General features: G+C 42.5%; 12 protein-coding genes and 1 pseudogene. 5 read left to right on the top strand and 8 right to left on the bottom strand.

The genetic code is table 11. The features are described from left to right. Positions 1-31: 31 nt before the first annotated feature. The gene (locus L1286_RS13115) at positions 32-1,510 is read left to right on the top strand and encodes a flavin monoamine oxidase family protein (RefSeq protein ID WP_235407507.1); all 1,479 of its coding nucleotides are present in this window, start codon (positions 32-34) and stop codon (positions 1,508-1,510) included. Between the two features lie 299 nt (positions 1,511-1,809). After that, complete coding sequence (locus L1286_RS13110) at positions 1,810-3,999, top strand: immune inhibitor A domain-containing protein (protein ID WP_235407506.1); 2,190 nt, start codon at positions 1,810-1,812, stop codon at positions 3,997-3,999. A 382-nt stretch (positions 4,000-4,381) separates the two neighbouring features. Here the strand turns inward: L1286_RS13110 and L1286_RS13105 are convergent. The 4 genes and pseudogenes from L1286_RS13105 to L1286_RS13090 all read right to left on the bottom strand — a co-directional run. Next, positions 4,382-4,477: pseudogene (locus tag L1286_RS13105) on the bottom strand (Mobile element protein); the annotation flags it as partial. A gap of 291 nt (positions 4,478-4,768) precedes the next feature. Continuing rightward, the gene (locus L1286_RS13100; RefSeq protein ID WP_235407505.1) at positions 4,769-5,167 is read right to left on the bottom strand and encodes a hypothetical protein; all 399 of its coding nucleotides are present in this window, start codon (positions 5,165-5,167) and stop codon (positions 4,769-4,771) included. A gap of 15 nt (positions 5,168-5,182) precedes the next feature. After that, positions 5,183-6,811, bottom strand: a complete 1,629-nt coding sequence (locus tag L1286_RS13095; RefSeq protein WP_235407504.1) for an RHS repeat domain-containing protein — start codon at positions 6,809-6,811, stop codon at positions 5,183-5,185. Between the two features lie 333 nt (positions 6,812-7,144). Further along, positions 7,145-9,307 carry a M3 family metallopeptidase gene (locus L1286_RS13090; RefSeq protein ID WP_235407503.1) on the bottom strand — a complete coding sequence of 721 codons (2,163 nt, stop codon included), beginning with the start codon at positions 9,305-9,307 and terminating at the stop codon, positions 7,145-7,147. A gap of 402 nt (positions 9,308-9,709) precedes the next feature. Between L1286_RS13090 and L1286_RS13085 the strand changes: the two genes are divergently transcribed. After that, on the top strand, positions 9,710-12,100 hold the full coding sequence (locus tag L1286_RS13085; RefSeq protein ID WP_235407502.1) for a TonB-dependent receptor: 2,391 nt from the start codon (positions 9,710-9,712) through the stop codon (positions 12,098-12,100). Positions 12,101-12,291: 191 nt separating this feature from the next. Then, positions 12,292-12,645: a hypothetical protein gene (locus tag L1286_RS13080; protein WP_235407501.1), complete on the top strand. Its 354-nt coding sequence runs from the start codon at positions 12,292-12,294 to the stop codon at positions 12,643-12,645. Between the two features lie 243 nt (positions 12,646-12,888). On the opposite strand, the gene L1286_RS13075 is transcribed toward L1286_RS13080, so the two are convergent. From L1286_RS13075 to L1286_RS13060, 4 genes are all read right to left on the bottom strand, one after another. Next, positions 12,889-13,578: a hypothetical protein gene (locus tag L1286_RS13075; protein ID WP_235407500.1), complete on the bottom strand. Its 690-nt coding sequence runs from the start codon at positions 13,576-13,578 to the stop codon at positions 12,889-12,891. 186 nt (positions 13,579-13,764) lie between these two features. Continuing rightward, the gene (locus tag L1286_RS13070) at positions 13,765-16,863 is read right to left on the bottom strand and encodes an efflux RND transporter permease subunit (RefSeq protein ID WP_235407499.1); all 3,099 of its coding nucleotides are present in this window, start codon (positions 16,861-16,863) and stop codon (positions 13,765-13,767) included. Continuing rightward, positions 16,863-17,969 (bottom strand): efflux RND transporter periplasmic adaptor subunit, encoded by a 1,107-nt coding sequence (locus tag L1286_RS13065; RefSeq protein ID WP_235407498.1) that lies wholly within the window; start codon positions 17,967-17,969, stop codon positions 16,863-16,865. Before L1286_RS13065 ends, L1286_RS13070 begins: the two co-directional genes overlap by 1 nt. Positions 17,970-17,986: 17 nt before the next feature. Continuing rightward, positions 17,987-18,712, bottom strand: a complete 726-nt coding sequence (locus L1286_RS13060) for a TetR/AcrR family transcriptional regulator (RefSeq protein ID WP_235407497.1) — start codon at positions 18,710-18,712, stop codon at positions 17,987-17,989. Between the two features lie 223 nt (positions 18,713-18,935). On the opposite strand from L1286_RS13060, the gene L1286_RS13055 reads away from it, so the two are divergent. Then, a complete protein-coding gene (locus L1286_RS13055) occupies positions 18,936-19,157 on the top strand; it encodes a hypothetical protein (protein WP_235407496.1) in 222 nt (73 codons plus the stop codon). The last annotated feature ends 55 nt before the right edge of the window (positions 19,158-19,212 follow it).

Genomic DNA, 19,212 nt, shown 5'->3' with positions numbered 1-19,212 from the left:
TCAAAAATGTTGAATTATTAATGAGGTGTATATGAAGGTCTCAAAGAGAAAGGACTCTTTGCGTGTTGTTGTTAATTGTGTTGTTTTTTCATCGATGCTGTCTGCATGTGGCAGTAATGAAACACAATCGGTCGTAGAGGAACAAAAAAAGGATCAGGTACAGCAGATTGAGAATCAGGCTGTTGTAGTAGGGGCGGGTTTATCTGGCTTAACTGCCGCATATGAACTGGAAAGGATTGGTTACTCTGTTACCATTTTAGAAGCAAAAGAACGCTTAGGTGGCCGCATAGGTACGGTACAAATGGGGACTCAGCATGGTGAATTGGGAGGGGAGTTTATTGATGGACCAACGGTTCATCAAGAAATCCACCGCTATGCCAGTTTATTTAACGTTGAATTAGCTGATACAGGTTACTGGGGCGAAATTGAAAGTGGCGCATATTATATCGAAGGCAAGTTAGTCAGTTATACGGACTTCGATGAGAGTTTCGACACTGAAATTGTTAATGATTATAACCGCTTTAATAACGCCCTAAATTTATTAGTCGATGCAGTACCTGATGCAAACGATCCAGCCATGCTAGAAGTGGCTAAAAAATATGATTTGACTGACGTACAAAGCTGGATAGATGATATGCAACTTCACCCTACCGCCAAACTCATTGCAGAGCAGTTCGTGCGTGGTGAGTTTGATGAACCAAGTGACCTGTCTTTATTACATTTAGCTCAATATGCCAGAGTATATGAGCTTGTTTCTGAAGATGATGTTGAAAGCCATCGATTTTTACACGGTGGAAAAGCGATGGCACAAGCCTTTGCCGACAATATTGAAGGTGATATACATCTGAACCAGGCGGTTACTAAAATCTCTGAATTAGATGGCCGAGTTACTATTAACACGATATCCGGCGACAGTTTTCAGGCCGACGTGGTGGTGGTCACTGTGCCTTTACCTGTGCTCAATAAGATAGAGTTCTCACCGCGCCTTCCTCAGGCATTAAGTGATGCTGCAAAAAATATCAATTATGGCTCGCACTCCAAAGTATTATTACAATACAGCAAGCGTTTTTGGCTTGAGCAAACATTGGGTGGAGAAACCATAGTGACAGGTTTGCCAACGGGTTGGACATGGGAAACTACGGAGCGCCAAGGAGGAGAGGGTGGCATCTTGATTGCCTATACGTCGGGCGATTATAGTGTAATCCAGAAAGATTGGAGCGATCAGCAAATAATCGATGCGCGATTGGATGAAATGGAGATTATGTATCCCGGCTCAAACGCGTTTTTGGTGGATGCGAAAGTTCAAAACTGGGTAGCAGAACCGTGGACGCAAGGTGGGTTCATCGCGTATGGACCAGGCCAAGTAACCAAATACTGGAAGCTATTTCAACAGCCTGTGGGGCAAGTGTATTTTGCGGGAGAGCATACTGATACTTTATACCTAGGGTATATGGAAGGAGCGGTTAGAAGCGGTATTCGAGTTGCAGAGCAAATCGCACAGTTAAATTAACAGGTGCCATAAGACTTTGTCATACAAATTAGGCGCTATTTTGCGCCTAATTTTTTATTTTTTCTTTCTTTATTTTTTTGAATTAATTTTTTCTCACTTTATGCAAAGCCTGTTATTTAAAGGTTCTATTCAAATTTTCTTTAATTTATTTTTATTTAATCTCTAGTTGGTATTTTGTTTTTTATTTATTAATTGGTTATTTTTTTTGATGTTTGTCGTTTTTTACCTATAGGGCAGTTTGGTATTTGCCAATGGAGTACTGCTTTTTGGCTGACAATCAATAAAATAGGAAAATAATAATGAAAAAATACACGATGAACGCGTTAACCGTGGCTGTTATTGGTGCACTAAGTGGTTTTGCGCATGCACATTCAGTGAATATAAATGCCAATGAGAATGTGAAAATTGATCCTGTACAAATAAAAAAAATTCAGAGTGATGCAAATTTACATCGAAACCTGTCTGCTGACTTTTCTACGCCGCTTGTTTTAAACACCGATAATACTTCATCGCCAGTGCGAGAGTGGCATGGTCCAGTCACCACTCGAAAAGTATTGACTGTATTAATGGAATTCGACGACGTACCTCATAATACATTGAAGCCAGATAATGCACCGAATAGACATTACTATGAAGACTATAACCCGGAACATTATCGCCAAATGAGTTTTTCTAAAAATGGATACGTAGGTCCAAATGGTGAAACGTTGCCCAGTATGCGAGAGTACTTTTTAGATCAAAGTGGTGGCTCATTTGATGTCGATGGTGAAGTGTTTGGTTGGTATAAAACTAAGTATTCACACCCGCACTACAAAGCAAATACACACGATTTAATTAAAGAAGCTGTTTACAATGTTCTTGCAGATGAAAACTTTAATCTAAGTGAATACGATGCAGATAACGATGGTCAAATTGATCATTTGAGTATCATTCACTCTACACTTGGAGAGGAATCAGAACCACGAGATCTGAGAGACGACCCAACTAGCCCATACAATAACTATATCTGGTCTCATAGACATGTGGTAAATCAAGATGTTTTCAACGAAAAGGTTGGTAAAACGGCGCGTATCGGCAGTTATGTTATTCAACCTATCGACGCAACCATTGGTTTGTTGTCACACGAGTTGGGCCATGATTTGGGCTTACCAGATGAGTATGATACAGCCTATTCAAAAGACAAGTTTGGTGGTGTTGGTGAAACGGTCTCGTCATATTCTTCAATGTCATCTGGTAGCTGGGGTGGTGTAATTTCAGGTACAAAGCCAACAGGCTATAGCCCTTATGCCAAGCTGTTTTTACAAAATAAATTTGGTGGAAATTGGATTGTCTCTGACGAGATAAATATCTCTGAATTAGATACTGCTGGTGTAACTGTTAAGTTCTCTCAAGCAGGTATCAAAGGTCAGCACAATGACTTAATTAAAGTAAACTTAGCTGAGCAAACGAAAGTTGTTTACGAGCCTATTCACAATCAAGCTTTTGATCTAACTAGTTACAGTTCAATTTCGTTCCCTCAATCTGTGCAGGGAGCAAAAGCTGCGACATTAAGCTTCGACTTAAACTCAACGTTATCTTTGAATGATGCGTATGGCTTTAGGTTACGTGTAGATATTCCAAGTGCTGGCATTTCAGGTGCGCTTTCGCCAAGCAATGCTGCGGACTTAAACATGAGCTCTGATGGTACTAAAGTCCGTTCAACAAATTCGCAATGGGCAACAGTGAATTATGACATTGCTTTCTTAGCGCAATTTGAAGACGTTATTTTTACACTAGAAAACTATGCAATTGGCGGTGACGCGACTTACGTAGCGGTTGATAACATTCGAGTGTCAGATGGTGAGCAGGTGTTAAATGAGATTACCTCAAATACACCAGATAAAGTGGCATTTGAATATGCGGCTAAACTTTCGGATGGCACAATTCAGTATACTCCATATTATCTATTAGAATGGCGTCAACACGTTGGCTTTGATGCCAGTTTAAAGGATGCTGGTATGGAAGAAGGGCTGTTAGTATGGTTTGTTGATCCCTCGTATGTCATTGAGTACTTTGAAGTACCAAGTGCAGACAACCATGTTGGCGCACACCCTGGTGAAGGTTGGATTGGTATCGTAGATGCTGATAGAAACCCTATTTTAGAATATGAGACAGAGTACACTAGCACTGGCCAATGGGTTGCGGACAGAAATATTACGCCTTTAAATAGCCGTAAACAAATTAAGGATGCTGCATTTAATACGTTGCCACAGACGGGTGATGAAGGTAAAACAGTTCGTACCGATTTAGCAAATGGCGGTTATCTTGAGCGCAAATGGATGGACTCGTTCACAAACGCTAATCCTAAGTTTGTTGATTGGGACGATTACACAAACTACATTCGTCCAGCAACTGGTAAAAAGCTACCTAAGTTAGGTCTAATTTTTGAAGTTGTTGACCAGTCAGAGGATGGTTCAACAGCCAGTGTCAAGTTATCGAAAATGTGGTAACTAAACGTCAGGTTATAATTTAAAGCGCCCGGTTAGTACCGGGCTTTTTTGTCATTGAATAAGGCAAAAAAAGAATCACAGTTTAACTGCCTCACTTTTAGACAGCCAAATTAAGTTGTGAGCACTATTGATATCAATATTAATTTTTTCAATAATAACCTCATACTACGAGTAACTTCACCCCACTTCCAAATTTTTATAGCCATTTAATGGCACAATATGATGACCCGTATATATCAAAGCGACGCATTATTGCATGGGGTTAATCATTGAAGTGAGGCTAGTAGGTATGAGGCACTGAGGCACACCAGATTCAGCTTCTTTGATCATGCGCACGATCTGTGTTTCAGTTTATGGGGGAGTTACATCATCTTAAGTATTTTTCTCCACATAAAAACGCGCGCCTTACGCATCTAGATATGCAGTGATAGTACTTGGTGTCCACCAAGCTAACTTGCCTACTTCGCGCTGTTGCCATGATTTAAACGCCTAACTTTTAACGGTTATTTAAAGGTAGGCTGCACTCATTTTTTTGCCAAATTTATGATGGGTGTCTTCTTTAATTCAAGATGGGTGTCTTCTTTAATTCTTGAGATGGGTGTCTTCTTTAATTCTTGGAGTAGGTATCACTCAAAATTTTATGCTTTCAGACTACATTGACATTGAAGCTTGACAATAATGCCCTTAAAAAAGCCCCGTAGAAACGAGGCTATTTGAAGAACAAGTTATAAGCTATATAAAAATGGGTAACTGTCGGAGTAAGTGCAAATCACTCTATAGCTAGATAATCAAGACTTACTTCTCCATCTACATTCCATATAACTTCTATTTCTCTATCATTTATGCTGAAAATAGCACATTGTTCGACGCCATCATTCCATTGTTCGGTTGGACTACCTAATAAGGCTATAAACTCATCAAGTGTTGTTAAATTATTAAACTTATAAGTATCAAGATTTATCTTACAAACCCCCTTAAAGCTATCGAAGCCTCTATAACCGCTTCGAAAACATATAAATAATGATAAGACCTTCCCATCAATGACATTTATTGAATAACCATGTTGTTTACTTTCTAAAGAGCTTAACTCTTTAGAAATTGAAATATCATAACCAATGGTTTGACCTTGTAGGGTGCCACTATTTAAATTCAGTGTTAATTCATTCATAAAAAACCTTTAAAACTAATCCATCTTGTCAAGTTGATGGCTTTCAATTCGACCAGATACTCGAACGACTGGAACACTTCTTACCCCAACTGAAGTGTTCTTCTTCGCAGCTGACACAGCAGCAGATTTGGGTGAGCCATTTGGGTTACTAGGCTTCGAAGGAACAATAACCTTATCAACTTTTGCTGCCGACAAGTCCGAAGAACAATTTGAACAAGGATTTTGAACAACTGCAACCGTATGCGGTTTGGGTTTTCCTCTCAAATCATCTAGCACTTGTGTTTCTGCATGGATGTCCTCAGCCCTAGTATTACCAGGAATACTCTCTCTTACAGGTGTAAGATTCCCATCTCCATCTCTTCCCTGCCCAAATGTCGCTTCCCCAGGGGCATCAGACTCTCTTCTTTTTTGAATTAAGTTGTTTACCATATCCTGATCAGTGTTTTTACTACCCAAATCTGCAATATTGCCATTGCTACCGTTGAAGCTACCCGCCCCATTTCCATTGACAACACTTTTTAATTTTTGAGTTAAAGAGTCCGGAGCTAGTTTAGTCAACTTTGCGCCTGTTACACTCATAGCAGCGTCAATTGCTAAACTCTTTCCTGCCCCCATAAGCACATCAGACGTTGACCTATTACCACTTGAAAAATCATTAATAGCATTACCAATAGTTTGACCAGCTTCCCAAGAACCATATAAAGCCAGAGCACCGCCTCCAATTTCTATAATAGGAATAATCAATACTGGCAAATAACCAGTTGGGTCTGTACCTGCCAGCGGATTATTCATAAGGTAAGAATATGGATTTATTCCCTGAGAACCTTCGTGAATAAACGGATCAACACTCATAAACCGACCGAGGTTATAATCGTACACCCGACCGTTCATATGAATGAGTTCCATCTCATCTAAGTGTTCGTGGTTGGTAAAGCCTCTGCTTGTTTTTGCTTTGTCAATGTCCTTGAATCTACTTTCAAACTTCAATCCGTCGCTTGCTTGGCGAGGCTTACCAAATGGGTCAAAGTTACGTTCCGCTATAACTTTACCGTTACGGTCGGTAAAAAGTCGGGCACTCCCTAATCGGTCTCTGTGCGTGTAACGTATGACGGCTTGGGCACTACCTTGTTGACTGATAACAGCTACATCGCCGACGTAGGCACGCCACGTGAGTGTACCTCCCTTGACTTCCTCTTCGTAGCTACTCGCATAAAAGCGTGTTTCACCTGTACTCTTAGTTTGCTTAAATCGTATATGGTCGGGACCATATACAAAACTGTTGGTGATGCCGTTTTTAGTAATAGAGGTAGGCTTGTCCATGGCGTTGTAAATTGCGGAGGCTAGGCCGTCTCCTTGGATCATATTTCCGCGTGCATCATAACTAAAGCCAACCCAAGTCCCATTGGTTTTATAAATCTTTTTAACTGCGTTAGGGCCACCGCCACTGTGGCCACTTAAACTATTGATGTAGTCATGTTGTGAACCACAATCTGACTTAGAGGTGATATTACCCATCGCATCATAACTGTATCTGATGGTGGTAATGCTTTGGATGGCGTTAGCGGTCAGGCGGTGTAAATCATCGTAAAAGTAAGATTCGCTAAAGCTATGCTGGGTGCCCACACTCCCCGTGGTCACACTCATTTCTATGAGATTACCAAATCCGTCATAGCGTGCCAGCAATAACCTCAACTCAGTTAATGAAAGGCGAGGTTAAACGGTTACTTAGCGTATCGAGCCTAATCTAAAAAATGCATGGCGAAGAAGTACGGTCTTCCATGGAACTATTATTGTTGAGAAGGCAACATGGTATCAATTGCCTTGTTTAGAAAGTACATTGACGAGATGGCAGTGCGGTATTTTCGCTATTCGTTAGGGTTTGATTGTTCCTATCGACAATGAACGGGCCTTTAGGTCAGGACAAAGTGCTGTGAAAGTTAAAAGGCCCAACTCTATCCGGGCCTTTTAGCTTTACCGTTATAGGTTTGTTGTTTGCAAGCCGCGGCGAGTCAGTAAGGCTTCTGTGGTAGGCGCTTGGCCTCTGAATGCTTTATATGACTCCATCAGCGGTCTTGAGTTACCAACCTCAAGAATATTTTTGCGGTAGTGATCGCCTATCTTCCTGTTCAAACCGCCTTGAGATTGCACATAGGCATAGGCATCGGCGGCCAAAATCTCACTCCACATGTACGCATAGTAGCTCGCGGAGTACCCCCCTCCCATTGAGTGAGAGAAGTATGCAGACTTATATCGCGGCTGGATGTAAGGTACGTATAGTCCATGCTTTTTCAACATGTCTTGTTCAAACTGTTCCGCATTTTCTACTTTATCGGAAGGGGTTAGCGAGTGCCATTCCATGTCGACGATTGCAGCGGCCACATATTCTAATGTATCAAACCCTTGATTAAAGCTACGTGAGCGAACAATCTTATCGAGTAAATCCTTCGGAATTGCCTCGTTCGTTTTGTAATGTTTTGCGTAGTTTGAGATGACTTTGGGGTGAATAGCCCAGTCTTCTTCGAATGTAGAAGGGAACTCAACGAAGTCTGTTGATACTGAAGTGCCTGCCAGTGATGGGTATTTCACATCTGAAAACATACCATGAATACCATGACCTAGCTCATGGAACATGGTTGTTACCTCGCCATAGCTTAGCAGTGTAGGTTGGCCTTCAGGTGCTTTTGCGATATTCATCACATTGACCACCACTGGTTTTTGCTCTAGTAGGTGTGTTTGATCGACAAAAGAACTCATCCATGCTCCACCACGTTTTCCTGGGCGTGCAAAATAGTCAGCGTAGAATATAGCGAGACTGGTACCATCATGATCAAACAATTCGTATGCTTTTACATCTGGGTGATATACCGGTAAATCTGGACGATGCTTAAATTCGACTCCATACAACTCCTTCATAGTGAAGAATAAACCATCTTCTAACACGCGGTTAAATTCAAAATAGGATTTAACGGTATTTTCATCTAGCGCGTATTTGTCTTGACGTACTTGCTCTGCATAGAATGCCCAGTCCCATGGTTGCAGTTCAAACGTATCGCCTTGTTCAGCCATTTTCGCTTTAATTGCTTTGCTTTCAAGCTTTACGTTTGTCATTAATGCGTCAGTCATACCAGAGAACATAGAGAATACGGCATCTGGTGTTTGTGCCATTTGGGCTGATAAACTGTATGCAGCCCAACTATCGAAGCCCAGTAAACTGGCCCGCTGAGCGCGGATCTCGGCAAGACGTTTAATAATTGGCATATTATTGGTGTCGCCGGATTGTGCACGTTCGGCGGATGCACGCCAAATACGTTCTCTTAAATTTCTATTTTGGATATTGGCAAGAATTGGCTGACGTGTTGTATTGGTAATACTAATTAAGTATTTTCCGTTTTTTCCAGCTTGTGTTGCAGCTGCTGCCATTGAATTGATTTGCGCATCAGTCAAGCCTTTTAGTTCATGCTTGTTATCAACTAGCACCGCAATATTACTGGTTTCTTTTAGTAAATTTTGGCCAAACTGCGTAGTTAACTGTGAATGTTCTTTGTTCAAAGCACGTATTTCAGTTTGCTGTGCTTCTGTCAGCTTTGCACCGGCACGGATAAAGCGCTTATAGTACACTTCAACCAGCCTCTTTGACTCAGCATCTAAGCTTAAGGTGTTACGATTGCTGTGGATCTGCTCAACACGTTCGAATAATGCTTTATTTAAATAAATATTGTCGCTGTGCTGAGTGAATAATGGCGCCAGCTCTTGTTGCAACGCTCTGCGCTCTGGGTTTGAATCAGTTAGGCTAATGTTCCAAAAGTAATTACCTACACGAGATAGGACCTTGCCACTTTTCTCTAACGCCACAATGGTGTTTTCAAAAGTCACCGCTTTTTGGGCTATGATCTGTTCTATTTCAGCTAAATTTTCGGTAATCCCTTGCTCAAAAGCTGGTTTGATATCCCCATCATGGATCAGGTTAAATTCAGGAGCTTGGTACTGAAGCGCGCTTTCACGCAGTAAGGGGTTATCAAGCATATTTTGTGTAGCAATTTTCTGCCCTTCAGAGGGACTTTGTGGTGCAGAGTTTTGACTGTTACAGCCGGCCAATAGCAGAACTGAACCGACAGCCAGTGCAATTGTTGTTTTAATCATAGTTTAATTCCGAGATTCTGTAGTGCTGAATTGAAAACTCACAAATAACGCGCTTTTTGATTAGCAATGACCGTGGAATGAATTGGTTGGGAAAACCGCGTTCAACGCACTCTGCTTATTTTTCAAACGCAAAGCGGCCATTTGTGATTTGTTGATATGTTATATTGTAACAAAATAAAGGCAATTTAAATTCTACGATAATTTGAAACATTTTATTAAGTGTATGATTTAAAATGAATTAAATTTTCTATTTTAGATGTTTAAAGGAATTGTAATTCTAGTTTTTCAAGCTTCTTGGTAAAACTTAATTCGTTATATGGTGTAAAAAACGCGACAAAAAAGCTTGCAAACCCACTAGTGTTGATATGTTATATTATAACAAAAATAACGTATGGGATTATTATGTTTAAACTTTCGCCATTGATGCTTGGCTTGATAGCACCACTCTCTGTACAAGCCTACGCGCAGAATATTAGTGGTCAAATTCAAGACCAAAATGGCGCAGCTATTGCCAATGCGAGTATTTCAGTAATGGGCAGTCAGCAAGTTGTTAAGTCCGACCAAAATGGTCAGTTTACTTTGCAAACCAATAAAAGCAGTGACGTTGAGCTACATATCACGGCTGCTGGTTTTGCACATCAGAATAAAGTGGTAAAAGAAGATGAAAAAGGTGCTGCCACGATTACCGTTACTTTAAATACATCAGTGATGGAAGTGATTGATATACAAGCCTCTCCATTTCATGCATCGTCAATGGAATCGTCTATGCCAGTGAGTGTGTTGTCAGGTGACGCACTTAAAGCGCAACAAGCCGCTACGCTTGGAGACACACTGTCTAAGCAGGTTGGTGTGCATACGAGTTTTCATGCCAAGGTAGCAAGTACTCCCGTCATCCGAGGTTTGAGTGGACCTCGAGTGCTGATCACGCAAAATAGTCTTGATGTCAGTGATGCATCGCGCGTGGGTCCCGACCACTCTGTGGCATCGGAATCCATTACAGCAACCCAGATTGAAGTGCTGAGAGGGCCTGCAACTTTATTTTACGGCAGTGGTGCGATTGGGGGAGTTGTAAATGTCGTTGACGAGCGAGTGCCGACAAGTAGCGATACCTATGGAGAGTTTTTGATTGAGCGTGCCACGGGCGATAAGCAAAAGTTAGCGGCGGTAAACTTAAATACAGGTACTGGAAATTTTGCGATGCACTTGGATGGTTTTGTGCGTGAATCGAGTGATTATGAAATTCCTGTTCCTGCAGAGCTTGGTGATAAGCCGCACGCTTCTAAAGATTACACAGTAGAAAATAGCGCTGAAGACTCGCATGGTGTAACTATAGGTACGTCGTACTTATTTGATCAAGGTTATGTTGGTGTATCCTACGGCAAAATGGCCAGAGAGTACGGTATTCCGGGCCATAGTCATGGTAACGAAGCGCCAGATGTGTACGCAGACTTAAGTCAAGATCGCTGGCAACTACTTGGTAAGTATAGCTTTGATCATGCATTCCTAAGCGAAGCAAACTTTCGAGCTGCCTATACCGATTATGAACACAGCGAAATAGAACATGGCGAAGTGGGGACTCTTTTTGCTAACGAAAGCCAAGAAGCGCGAGTAGATTTGATGCATCAACCCATTGCTGACTGGCGTGGCGGCCTGAGTGTTCATTACAAGCGTAGCGATTTTTCTGCGCAAGGGGCGGAGGCATTCACCCCGCCATCTGTCAGTACAACATTTGCGCTGGCGTTGATGGAAGAGCGTCACTTTGGAGAGGTGTTAGTGCAATTGGGCGCGCGTGTGGAGCGCGTTACTTTGGATGCGCCAAATGTACTTTTATCTGGCGCTGATCTACAAGCAGGTGGGCATAATGACCATGACCATGACCATGACCATGACCATGACCAGACTGCGGTTGACAGAAAATTCGATGTTGATCATGAGTTTACGCCAGTGAGCTTATCAATAGGGGCTGTTTGGGACTATCACCCTGGTTATAACATAGGTTTTTCCGTGGCTCGTGCCGAACGTGCGCCAGCTGCTTCAGAGCTATTTTCATTCGGGCCTCATATTGGAACGGGGACTTATGAAGTGGGTGCGTTGTTTAAACAAAAATCTGATAGTCTGACATTCGAGTTAAACCCTCAGGGTATCGACTTGGAGCGCTCTCATAATTTAGATATAACATGGCGAAAGTTAGAAGGTGATTTCGGCTTTGTATTTAATGCATTTTATAACAAGATCGATAATTACTATTACCAAACAAATACAGGGTTGATGGCCGATGATGGGCATGACCATGACCATGACCATGACTATGACCATGGTGAAACCGAGCAAGGTGATCATGGCTTACCCGTTTATGTGTTTAAAACAGATGATGTCACTACACATGGGTTTGAAGCTGAACTCGCATGGCAAGCAACAGATGCTTTGAACGCAACGTTTTTCGCAGACATAGTGCGTGCTAGGCTCAAAAGCGGTGAAAATTTACCGATGGTTTCTCCGGTTAGGTTTGGTACCAAGCTGAGCTACAACCTTGATAAATTCACAATTAACTTGGACGTGGTGCGATATCAAAAGCAAACCCATATTGCCGAGCATGAATCGTCTACGCCTGGATACACATTGCTTGACGCGAGCTTGAACTACGATTACTCAGCACTTGGTCAAGATTGGGTAGTGTATTTGAAGGGACACAACCTGACAGACACTGAAGCGCGTGTACACACGTCATTCTTGAAAGACAAAGCGCCCATGCCGGGTAGAAGTTTTGCTTTAGGCCTGAGGGGCTATTTTTAATTTTACTTCTCTTTAGGGGGCGCATGCCCCTTTTTCGTTTTGCATCCCCTCTCTTCGAACTGTCAGATCTAGCAGTTATAAAGTTTACGTGAATCTTCAAAATGCACTCACAACGATAGAGCAGACCAAATATGAGTGTGTGAAGCCTTTACGGGGCACGATACTTTGGTCACATTATACTGAGGTAAGTCATGAAGATCACGGCAACGGCATATTTTATAGGATGCTTTTCAGGCTATATTTTAGCCACCATGAGCGCGGCGGATATGCCATCGTCAACGTATGACACCAGTTACAGAGAAGTCCAGTTAAATGCGCAATTGACGTCACTAAACAAGCGACAAGCGGCTTTACAACGCCAGTTAGATAATATAGCGGAATCTGCTCCGAAATTATTTTCAACAGAAGGCCTCGTTGATACTGATGAGCCAATGCACATAGTAGATTTTCATTTAGCTGAAAAAGGGCTTAAAACACTGCCATCATCTGAAACGACAATTAAGATGCATCAAATTGCGTTGAGAGAGTATCTTAAAAATAGATAATTGAGCTGCCACTAAATGCGTATTTTCAAGCCAGACTTAAACTTAATTCGATAACCTACTGAGGCCATTTATGCAAAGGTGCTCAGTATATACCGACCAAGGCGCGCACGTGTGGCGCATACGTCATCGAATTGGACGAGATGTAACACGTGCATTATTGTGGAGTTTAGCCGTACCCGCACTTGTTTAAAGCGCAACTATCAGGCTGTGGGTGATGCCACCGCCTGACTTTACACGGTATTGTTACTGTGTCCCTTGATAGGTGATTTCAGGTGTTTCGAGAGAAAAGACTTTACCATCGTCCAATGCAATCTCAATGTAAAAAGTCATACTGCTTGCCAGTGTCGGTGCCGTATTGAGCATTAAGTCCAAGGCAAAACCTGTGTGAGCGGCTTCATTTTGGGTATTACTCTCAACATATTCTGAGACGGTCAAATAGACGCGTTTATCAGCGTCATAGTCATAGAAATGATTGCCAATACTTGCTGTAGTAACCACAAATACATCATTTAAAGTATGCCCCGCAGGGTATTTATCATTCAAGTCATAGGCTGATGTAATTGTAATCGCCTTAATTTTTTGTTTTACAGTAGGGGGGACGGGTGACAGGGCATAGGCTGTGTTAATGAAAGAAAAAGGCCGAACTCGTCTCTGTTTGGAAAGGGGGTTTACATATTCAGTTTGTGTATCTATACCGATAATGACACTATCAAACGCCACGCGCTCGTTAGCTATATACTCAGTACCACGCGCGATCCGGTCAAGACTTATCCCCGAATTTTGAGCTCGTTGATATATCTGAACGTTAAATCCAGTTGCAATGATGGTGGTTGCCCCTTGCCGTGGTTCTGGCAAATCTGGATCATATGAATCAGAACCACATGCGATTATAGTTGCGGTTAGAGCGATGATACTCAGAGCTTTAATTTTCATGGTAGAGAAGTCCTTTCAACCGTAATGATAACTATCGCTATTTTATGAGGTGCTGGGTTGGGTACAATCAAATATTTGTTATTTTATGTTACCCGCTCAGAATAGAATGTGTTGAGTGATTAACGAGTATCATGTAGCCCTGTTGAACAACGATTGCCATTCAACAGGGAAAACAGGGGAGGGATACTAAATTTGGTTGGCAAATTGGGTATCGGTTAATGCTTGCTCTGATTCCATCTCACCGCGATGGTCTTTGGCGAGTTTTTCATAGAGTAAAGGCAGTACGATCAACGTAAAAAATGTACCTATTAACATGCCTGCTACCAAGATAATACCAATACTGTTTCTTGCTTCTGCACCAGCGCCCGTCACTAATACCAAAGGGAAGTGACCAAGTACTGTCGCACCGGTTGTCATTAGAATAGGGCGCAATCGGGTTGCTGCAGCTCCCTTGACTGCGTCGAATTTATTTTTCCCTTCAAGCTGCAAGTGGTTAGCAAACTCTACGATTAAGATACCATTTTTAGCAATTAAGCCGATCAACGTAATTAGCCCTATTTGACTGTAAATGTTGACCGTAGTGAGCGATAAAAATGGCAGCATGAGTGCACCTGCCAATGCGAGCGGAGCGCAGCCAAGTAGCACGACAAGCGGATCTCTAAAGCTATTAAACTGAATAGCGAGTAAGAAATAGACGACTATCATTGCCACTAAAAGTACGCCGACCATTGTGTTACCTTCTTTGCGTAATTGCCTAGATTCTCCTGCATAGTCGACAGAGTAATGAGCTGGCAAAATTTCTGCCGCGATTTGCTCAATATTACTCAGGCCTTGTTCTTTGGTAATATGTGGTAATACGCCGGCCAAAATTCTAAAAGAGTTTTGCTGGTTAAATGAACCCAGTACCCTTGGGCTGGTAAATGTTTCTAGGGTGGCAAATGCAGAGATTGGTACAAGCTTACCTTGGTCAGTTCTAATTTGCATATGTAAGATTTCTTCAGGGTTGTATCGCTCTTCGTCACCGACAATCGGTATAACACGGTATGCTTTACCCTCTTTGTTGAAGTAATTCACAAAGTTATTTGACATAAGCACGCTAAGTTGTTCATTTACTTGTGAAAGACTCAGGCCCAAGTCAGCGACTAGCGCTCTATCAATTTTCAGTTCGGCTTGTGGCAAGTCGATTTTTAAGTCCGTATTGACGAATAAAAAGTTCCCACTTTGATTCGCCTTTGTAATGATTTGATCCGCATAAAGTTTCATTGTTTTTGGATCGTCACTGCCGCGTAGCACCACCTCGACATCAAACTGACCAGCCGTTGGCAGCGAAGCCGGTAAAATTGGGAATAGGCTCAGGCCAGTAACACTGCCTAACCTCGCATACAAGTCGAACAGTAGATCATGTACTGAGTGTTCGCGCGCTTCAAATGGCGCTAACTCGACGCCACCAAATCCCGCCGCCGCGGTCACGATTTGCCAAGTAAATTGACCGCCTTCTGTTGCATTCATAACGCGTGCCGTATCATTCATTTTTAGCGACGTATAGGCTTGAGAGGACTCAGGTGGCGCCTCAATAACGACTTGAATACTGCTTTGATCTTCAATCGGCGCAAGTTCTTTTTGCGATAACAAATAAAACGGAACAGATAGCAGTGAAAATATGATAGCGACAAAGAATATTTGAGGGCGTAGTTTGAAAAGCGCATCAAGTATTCTAAAGTAAAACGCTTGTAGTTGATCAAAGTAGCTGTTGACTTTACGCGTCAGCTTGCCTTCTTTACCGCCTTCAGGGTTCACATACGCGCTCATGATCGGAGAGAGTGTAATTGCTACAAGCCCTGAAATGAGTACTGCGATTGCCAAAGTGAATGCAAACTCACGAAATAAGAATCCTGTTAACCCTGTTAGGAAGCCGATGGGGGCATACACTGCAGCTAGCGTCAATGTCATCGCAATCACAGGCACTAAAAGCTGCCGAGAACTGATGAGAGCAGCTTGCAGCCTTGGCTTGCCTTCTCGCATATGTCGGGCGACATTTTCTACTACGACAATCGCATCATCTACCACTAGCCCCACTGACAATACAATGGCCAGAATAGTGAGTAGGTTTAATGAAAACCCCATTGCATAAATAACAGCAATGGCACCAAGGATAGAAATCGGAATAGTAATAAGTGGTACCATCGCAGTTCTGAAGGAACCCATCATGGCCACAACGACAATGCCAACGAGCAGGACAGTTTCCCCCAGAGTGGTGAAAATCTCTTTAATGGAGTCTCGCATGTATAAAGTGCCATCGTATCCAATCGAGATTTTCATGCCACTGGGTAATATTTGGTTGATGTCATCTAACTTTGAATACAGTGCGTCACCGATATTAATTTCGTTCGCACCTGGTAAAGCCCATACCGCCAAAAAAACGGTGTCGTGATAATCTAACCTGGCAGTCACCATTCCTTCGGCTTCGCCAATCTCAATGTTAGCGATTGCGCCCAGTTTGAGTTGTGTGCCATCCATCTCTTTAACGACTAAGTTTTCAAAGTCAGCGACATTTTTGAGGCTAGTGTTTGCCATTAAATCGATGCGTTGGCGGTTGTTTTCACTGTACCCAATCGTTGCAATGGTATTGTTAGATTGCAGTGCGCTGAATACGTCACTGGCACTGAGGTTGTAAATAGCCAATTTGTCGCTATCTAGCCACACACGCATAGCGGGGTTTCGACCTCCTTCAAGGGTGACTTTTTGCACGCCAGGAATGTCAGACATTGAGGGAACAACATTTCGTACCAAGTAGTCACTGACTTCATTTCGAGGTAACTCAGCAGACTCGACATCCAAATAAAATACAGCGTAGGGACTGTCAGCGCGGACAATTTCAATTGCGGGGTCTTCGGCGCCTGTTGGTAACTCAAACTTTATTTGATTGAGTCGGGTTGTGAGCTCTGCCAATGCATCAGTGGTATTGTGGTTTAGGTCGAGCCAAGCCGTTACCTTACTGAGTCCAGACGTGGTTACGGAGTCAACATAATCAACCCCTGGTACGGTCGATGCGACCCGTTCAATAGGTTCTGTGACATAGCCTTTTACGACGTCAGCAGCAGCCCCTGTGTACACGGTATTGATCACTAATGATGCACTCTCTATCTTGGGATATTGCTGCACTGAGATCTGTTTTGCAGCATTGATTCCCGCTAAGATAATCAATAAAGAAAGTACAATTGCGAGCACGGGTCGATTAACGAAAATATCCATCATAGATGGCTTGTTTTCATGTAAAGCACTCATTACTGCGCTCCATTTTTGTCTGCATTGTCAGCGGTTTGCTCTATATATACCAAGAGGTTGTCTTTGAGCTTAAAGGCGCCTTCACTCGCAATAAACTCGCCGCCGTTCAAGCCTGATAAAACGATTTGATGATCTTTTACTTTGTCGCCCAAGGTCACTTTAATCGGCTTTGCACGCCAATTCTGCTGTGCATCTTTTTCCAAAACATAGACAAACTCACCAAAGTGACTACGCGTAATTGCATTGGTCGGCACGCTCACAGCTTGTATATATTCGGTGGGCACTAATACTGTCGCCATTTGATTGTGACTGTACTGGTTATTTGGGTTGGCAAGTATCGCGCGGTAGCTTTGTTGGCGAGAGTCGATGTCCAAGCTTGGGGTTTTTGCAATCACCTTCGCGGTATGCGTACGGCTTTGCTCAGCTTGAATAAAAGTAATATTTACGGTACTGCCTAAACGCGGTTGTGTGAGTGTTTGTGGTACTTGAAAGTCTACCCAAATCGTTTCATCTAAACCAATCAGTGATGTGATGGGGGTGTTTACATCAATAAATTGGCCAGCCTGATATTGATCTAGGCTTGTTTGACCGGCAAAGGGGGCGCGGATGGTTTTTTTTGCAATTAAAGCTTCTAAGTTTTGAACATCAGCCTGGGCAACCGAAACATCGGCTTCAGCTTTGTCTACTTCATCAGGGCTGATGCGCTTTTGTGCCAACAGTTTGACCACTCGTTGGTAGGTTGACTGAGCTAGTTTAACGCGCGCGGAAGCTGCGCGTAAATTGGCTTCATCAATACTTGTATCTAATTTAAGTAATACCTGTTCCGCTTCTACGATATCTCCGGGGTTAAAGCCCACAAAAGTGATAAGGCCAGAGTATTCATTGCGAACCGTGATTGTCTGTTTTGCATGCAGTTGGCCAACAACTTTGACATAGTTAGTGTGTTCAGTGGCTTGAGCATAGGTACTTTTTACTGATGCTGAAGGCTCAGGGAAAGATTCTCCAAAAGCGATAGCAGCTTGTACTTGTTTAAATTTGATAAAACCTAGACTAGCGATAACGACTAGGACGATAAAAATGGCACTTAACCACCGTTTCATGTTCATAAGGCCTCCAAATAGGGTTAGCGCAAGTTTAGCGCGGTAAGTTGTTGCTCAATATTAATGAGTGAGTCATTCGTCAAGGGCGCTTGCCATGGATAGCTATTCAAAAGACGCACGGAGCTTCGAATGATTGGGTGTTCAAGCTCAAGAGGTTGTTGCAATGAATCGGTGCCCTCAACAATTTGCTTAGTTTGCTGCACGCGCTGAACCTGTTCATAGCCCACTGTCATAGCCCACCCACTAATGATGATCTCTTCGATGACCTCGCCAAGATTGGGAACATCCTTGAGCTCACCAGAGTTGATACCATCGGTCAGTGCTAGCTTGAATGCGCTTTCACAGCGGCTACTGGCTTCGATTATCTTACTTGTCCAATAGCTTGAGCCTTTTCGGATCACCGCTTCATTCGTGGCATATGTTTGTAATTCATAATCAAATTCAAAACACTGCAACCGTTGTGGTGCAATCAAACTGATGGCCAAAATTTTCTCTGGCGTGCTAATTGGCAGGGCCAAAACTTGATCAAATATTTTTGATACATGGACAAACGATTGATAAGCCAGTGCGAGGACGATGTCTTCTTTGCTTTGCACAAATTTATAAACTGAGCCCATAGAGAGCCCAGCTACACGCGCTATTTTGGCCATCGTAAAGTCGGTAACGGATGACTCGTTAATACATTGCTCTGCGGCTTGGAGGATCATTTTTTGCTGAGTTTGCTGATCGTATTTAGGTGCTGGTGCCATGTTTTATTCCATAATTATAACGCTTGAACTCTATTCGAATATCATTCGAATGTTGTTATTGTAGTCTTGTATGAGATGGTGTCAACTCAAAAAAAGGTTTTTTGAGGTTGGATTTTGCACACTTTATTGATTGGTTAGAGAGATTTTTAACCGAAATGGCTTGTTGGGGATTTAATTTTGCTCTATTTTAACAGTGCATTTACATCAAATAAGGATAATCATAATGAAGTTAAACAAAAGACACTTAAAAAAATTAACTGACGAAAATGCATTAGCAAAACAGCAAACCCCCAATATTGCGGGGGGAAAATTTACTTACGGCCAGTGTACTGCTACCCAAGGGGATTGCGCACCAAATACATATAATGCGGGTACTTGTTATACACAAAGCCCCGATCTAACGGGATGTGCTTGTCCAACGACATCACCCATTATTTGTTTCTAACTCGTTTGTAAATGAGCGCCAAGTGGGCAAACTTGGCGCTATATAAAAAACTCCT

The sequence above is a fragment of the Pseudoalteromonas sp. SMS1 genome (genome assembly GCF_021530565.1).
GTDB lineage: Bacteria > Pseudomonadota > Gammaproteobacteria > Enterobacterales > Alteromonadaceae > Pseudoalteromonas.
The sequence above is the reverse complement of the archived record's forward strand: the minus strand, read 5'-3'. Positions and strand labels throughout refer to the sequence as shown.

What these genes read in the sequence shown, in the direction of transcription:
- L1286_RS13115 (WP_235407507.1), top strand. Translation starts at nt 32, where the DNA reads ATGAAGGTCTCAAAGAGAAAGGACTCTTTGCGTGTTGTTGTTAATTGT.
- L1286_RS13075 (WP_235407500.1), bottom strand. Translation starts at nt 13,578, where the DNA reads ATGAAAATTAAAGCTCTGAGTATCATCGCTCTAACCGCAACTATAATC.
- L1286_RS13080 (WP_235407501.1), top strand. Translation starts at nt 12,292, where the DNA reads ATGAAGATCACGGCAACGGCATATTTTATAGGATGCTTTTCAGGCTAT.
- L1286_RS13110 (WP_235407506.1), top strand. Translation starts at nt 1,810, where the DNA reads ATGAAAAAATACACGATGAACGCGTTAACCGTGGCTGTTATTGGTGCA.
- L1286_RS13100 (WP_235407505.1), bottom strand. Translation starts at nt 5,167, where the DNA reads ATGAATGAATTAACACTGAATTTAAATAGTGGCACCCTACAAGGTCAA.
- L1286_RS13065 (WP_235407498.1), bottom strand. Translation starts at nt 17,969, where the DNA reads ATGAACATGAAACGGTGGTTAAGTGCCATTTTTATCGTCCTAGTCGTT.
- L1286_RS13070 (WP_235407499.1), bottom strand. Translation starts at nt 16,863, where the DNA reads ATGAGTGCTTTACATGAAAACAAGCCATCTATGATGGATATTTTCGTT.
- L1286_RS13090 (WP_235407503.1), bottom strand. Translation starts at nt 9,307, where the DNA reads ATGATTAAAACAACAATTGCACTGGCTGTCGGTTCAGTTCTGCTATTG.
- L1286_RS13095 (WP_235407504.1), bottom strand. Translation starts at nt 6,811, where the DNA reads ATGAGTGTGACCACGGGGAGTGTGGGCACCCAGCATAGCTTTAGCGAA.
- L1286_RS13085 (WP_235407502.1), top strand. Translation starts at nt 9,710, where the DNA reads ATGTTTAAACTTTCGCCATTGATGCTTGGCTTGATAGCACCACTCTCT.
- L1286_RS13060 (WP_235407497.1), bottom strand. Translation starts at nt 18,712, where the DNA reads ATGGCACCAGCACCTAAATACGATCAGCAAACTCAGCAAAAAATGATC.
- L1286_RS13055 (WP_235407496.1), top strand. Translation starts at nt 18,936, where the DNA reads ATGAAGTTAAACAAAAGACACTTAAAAAAATTAACTGACGAAAATGCA.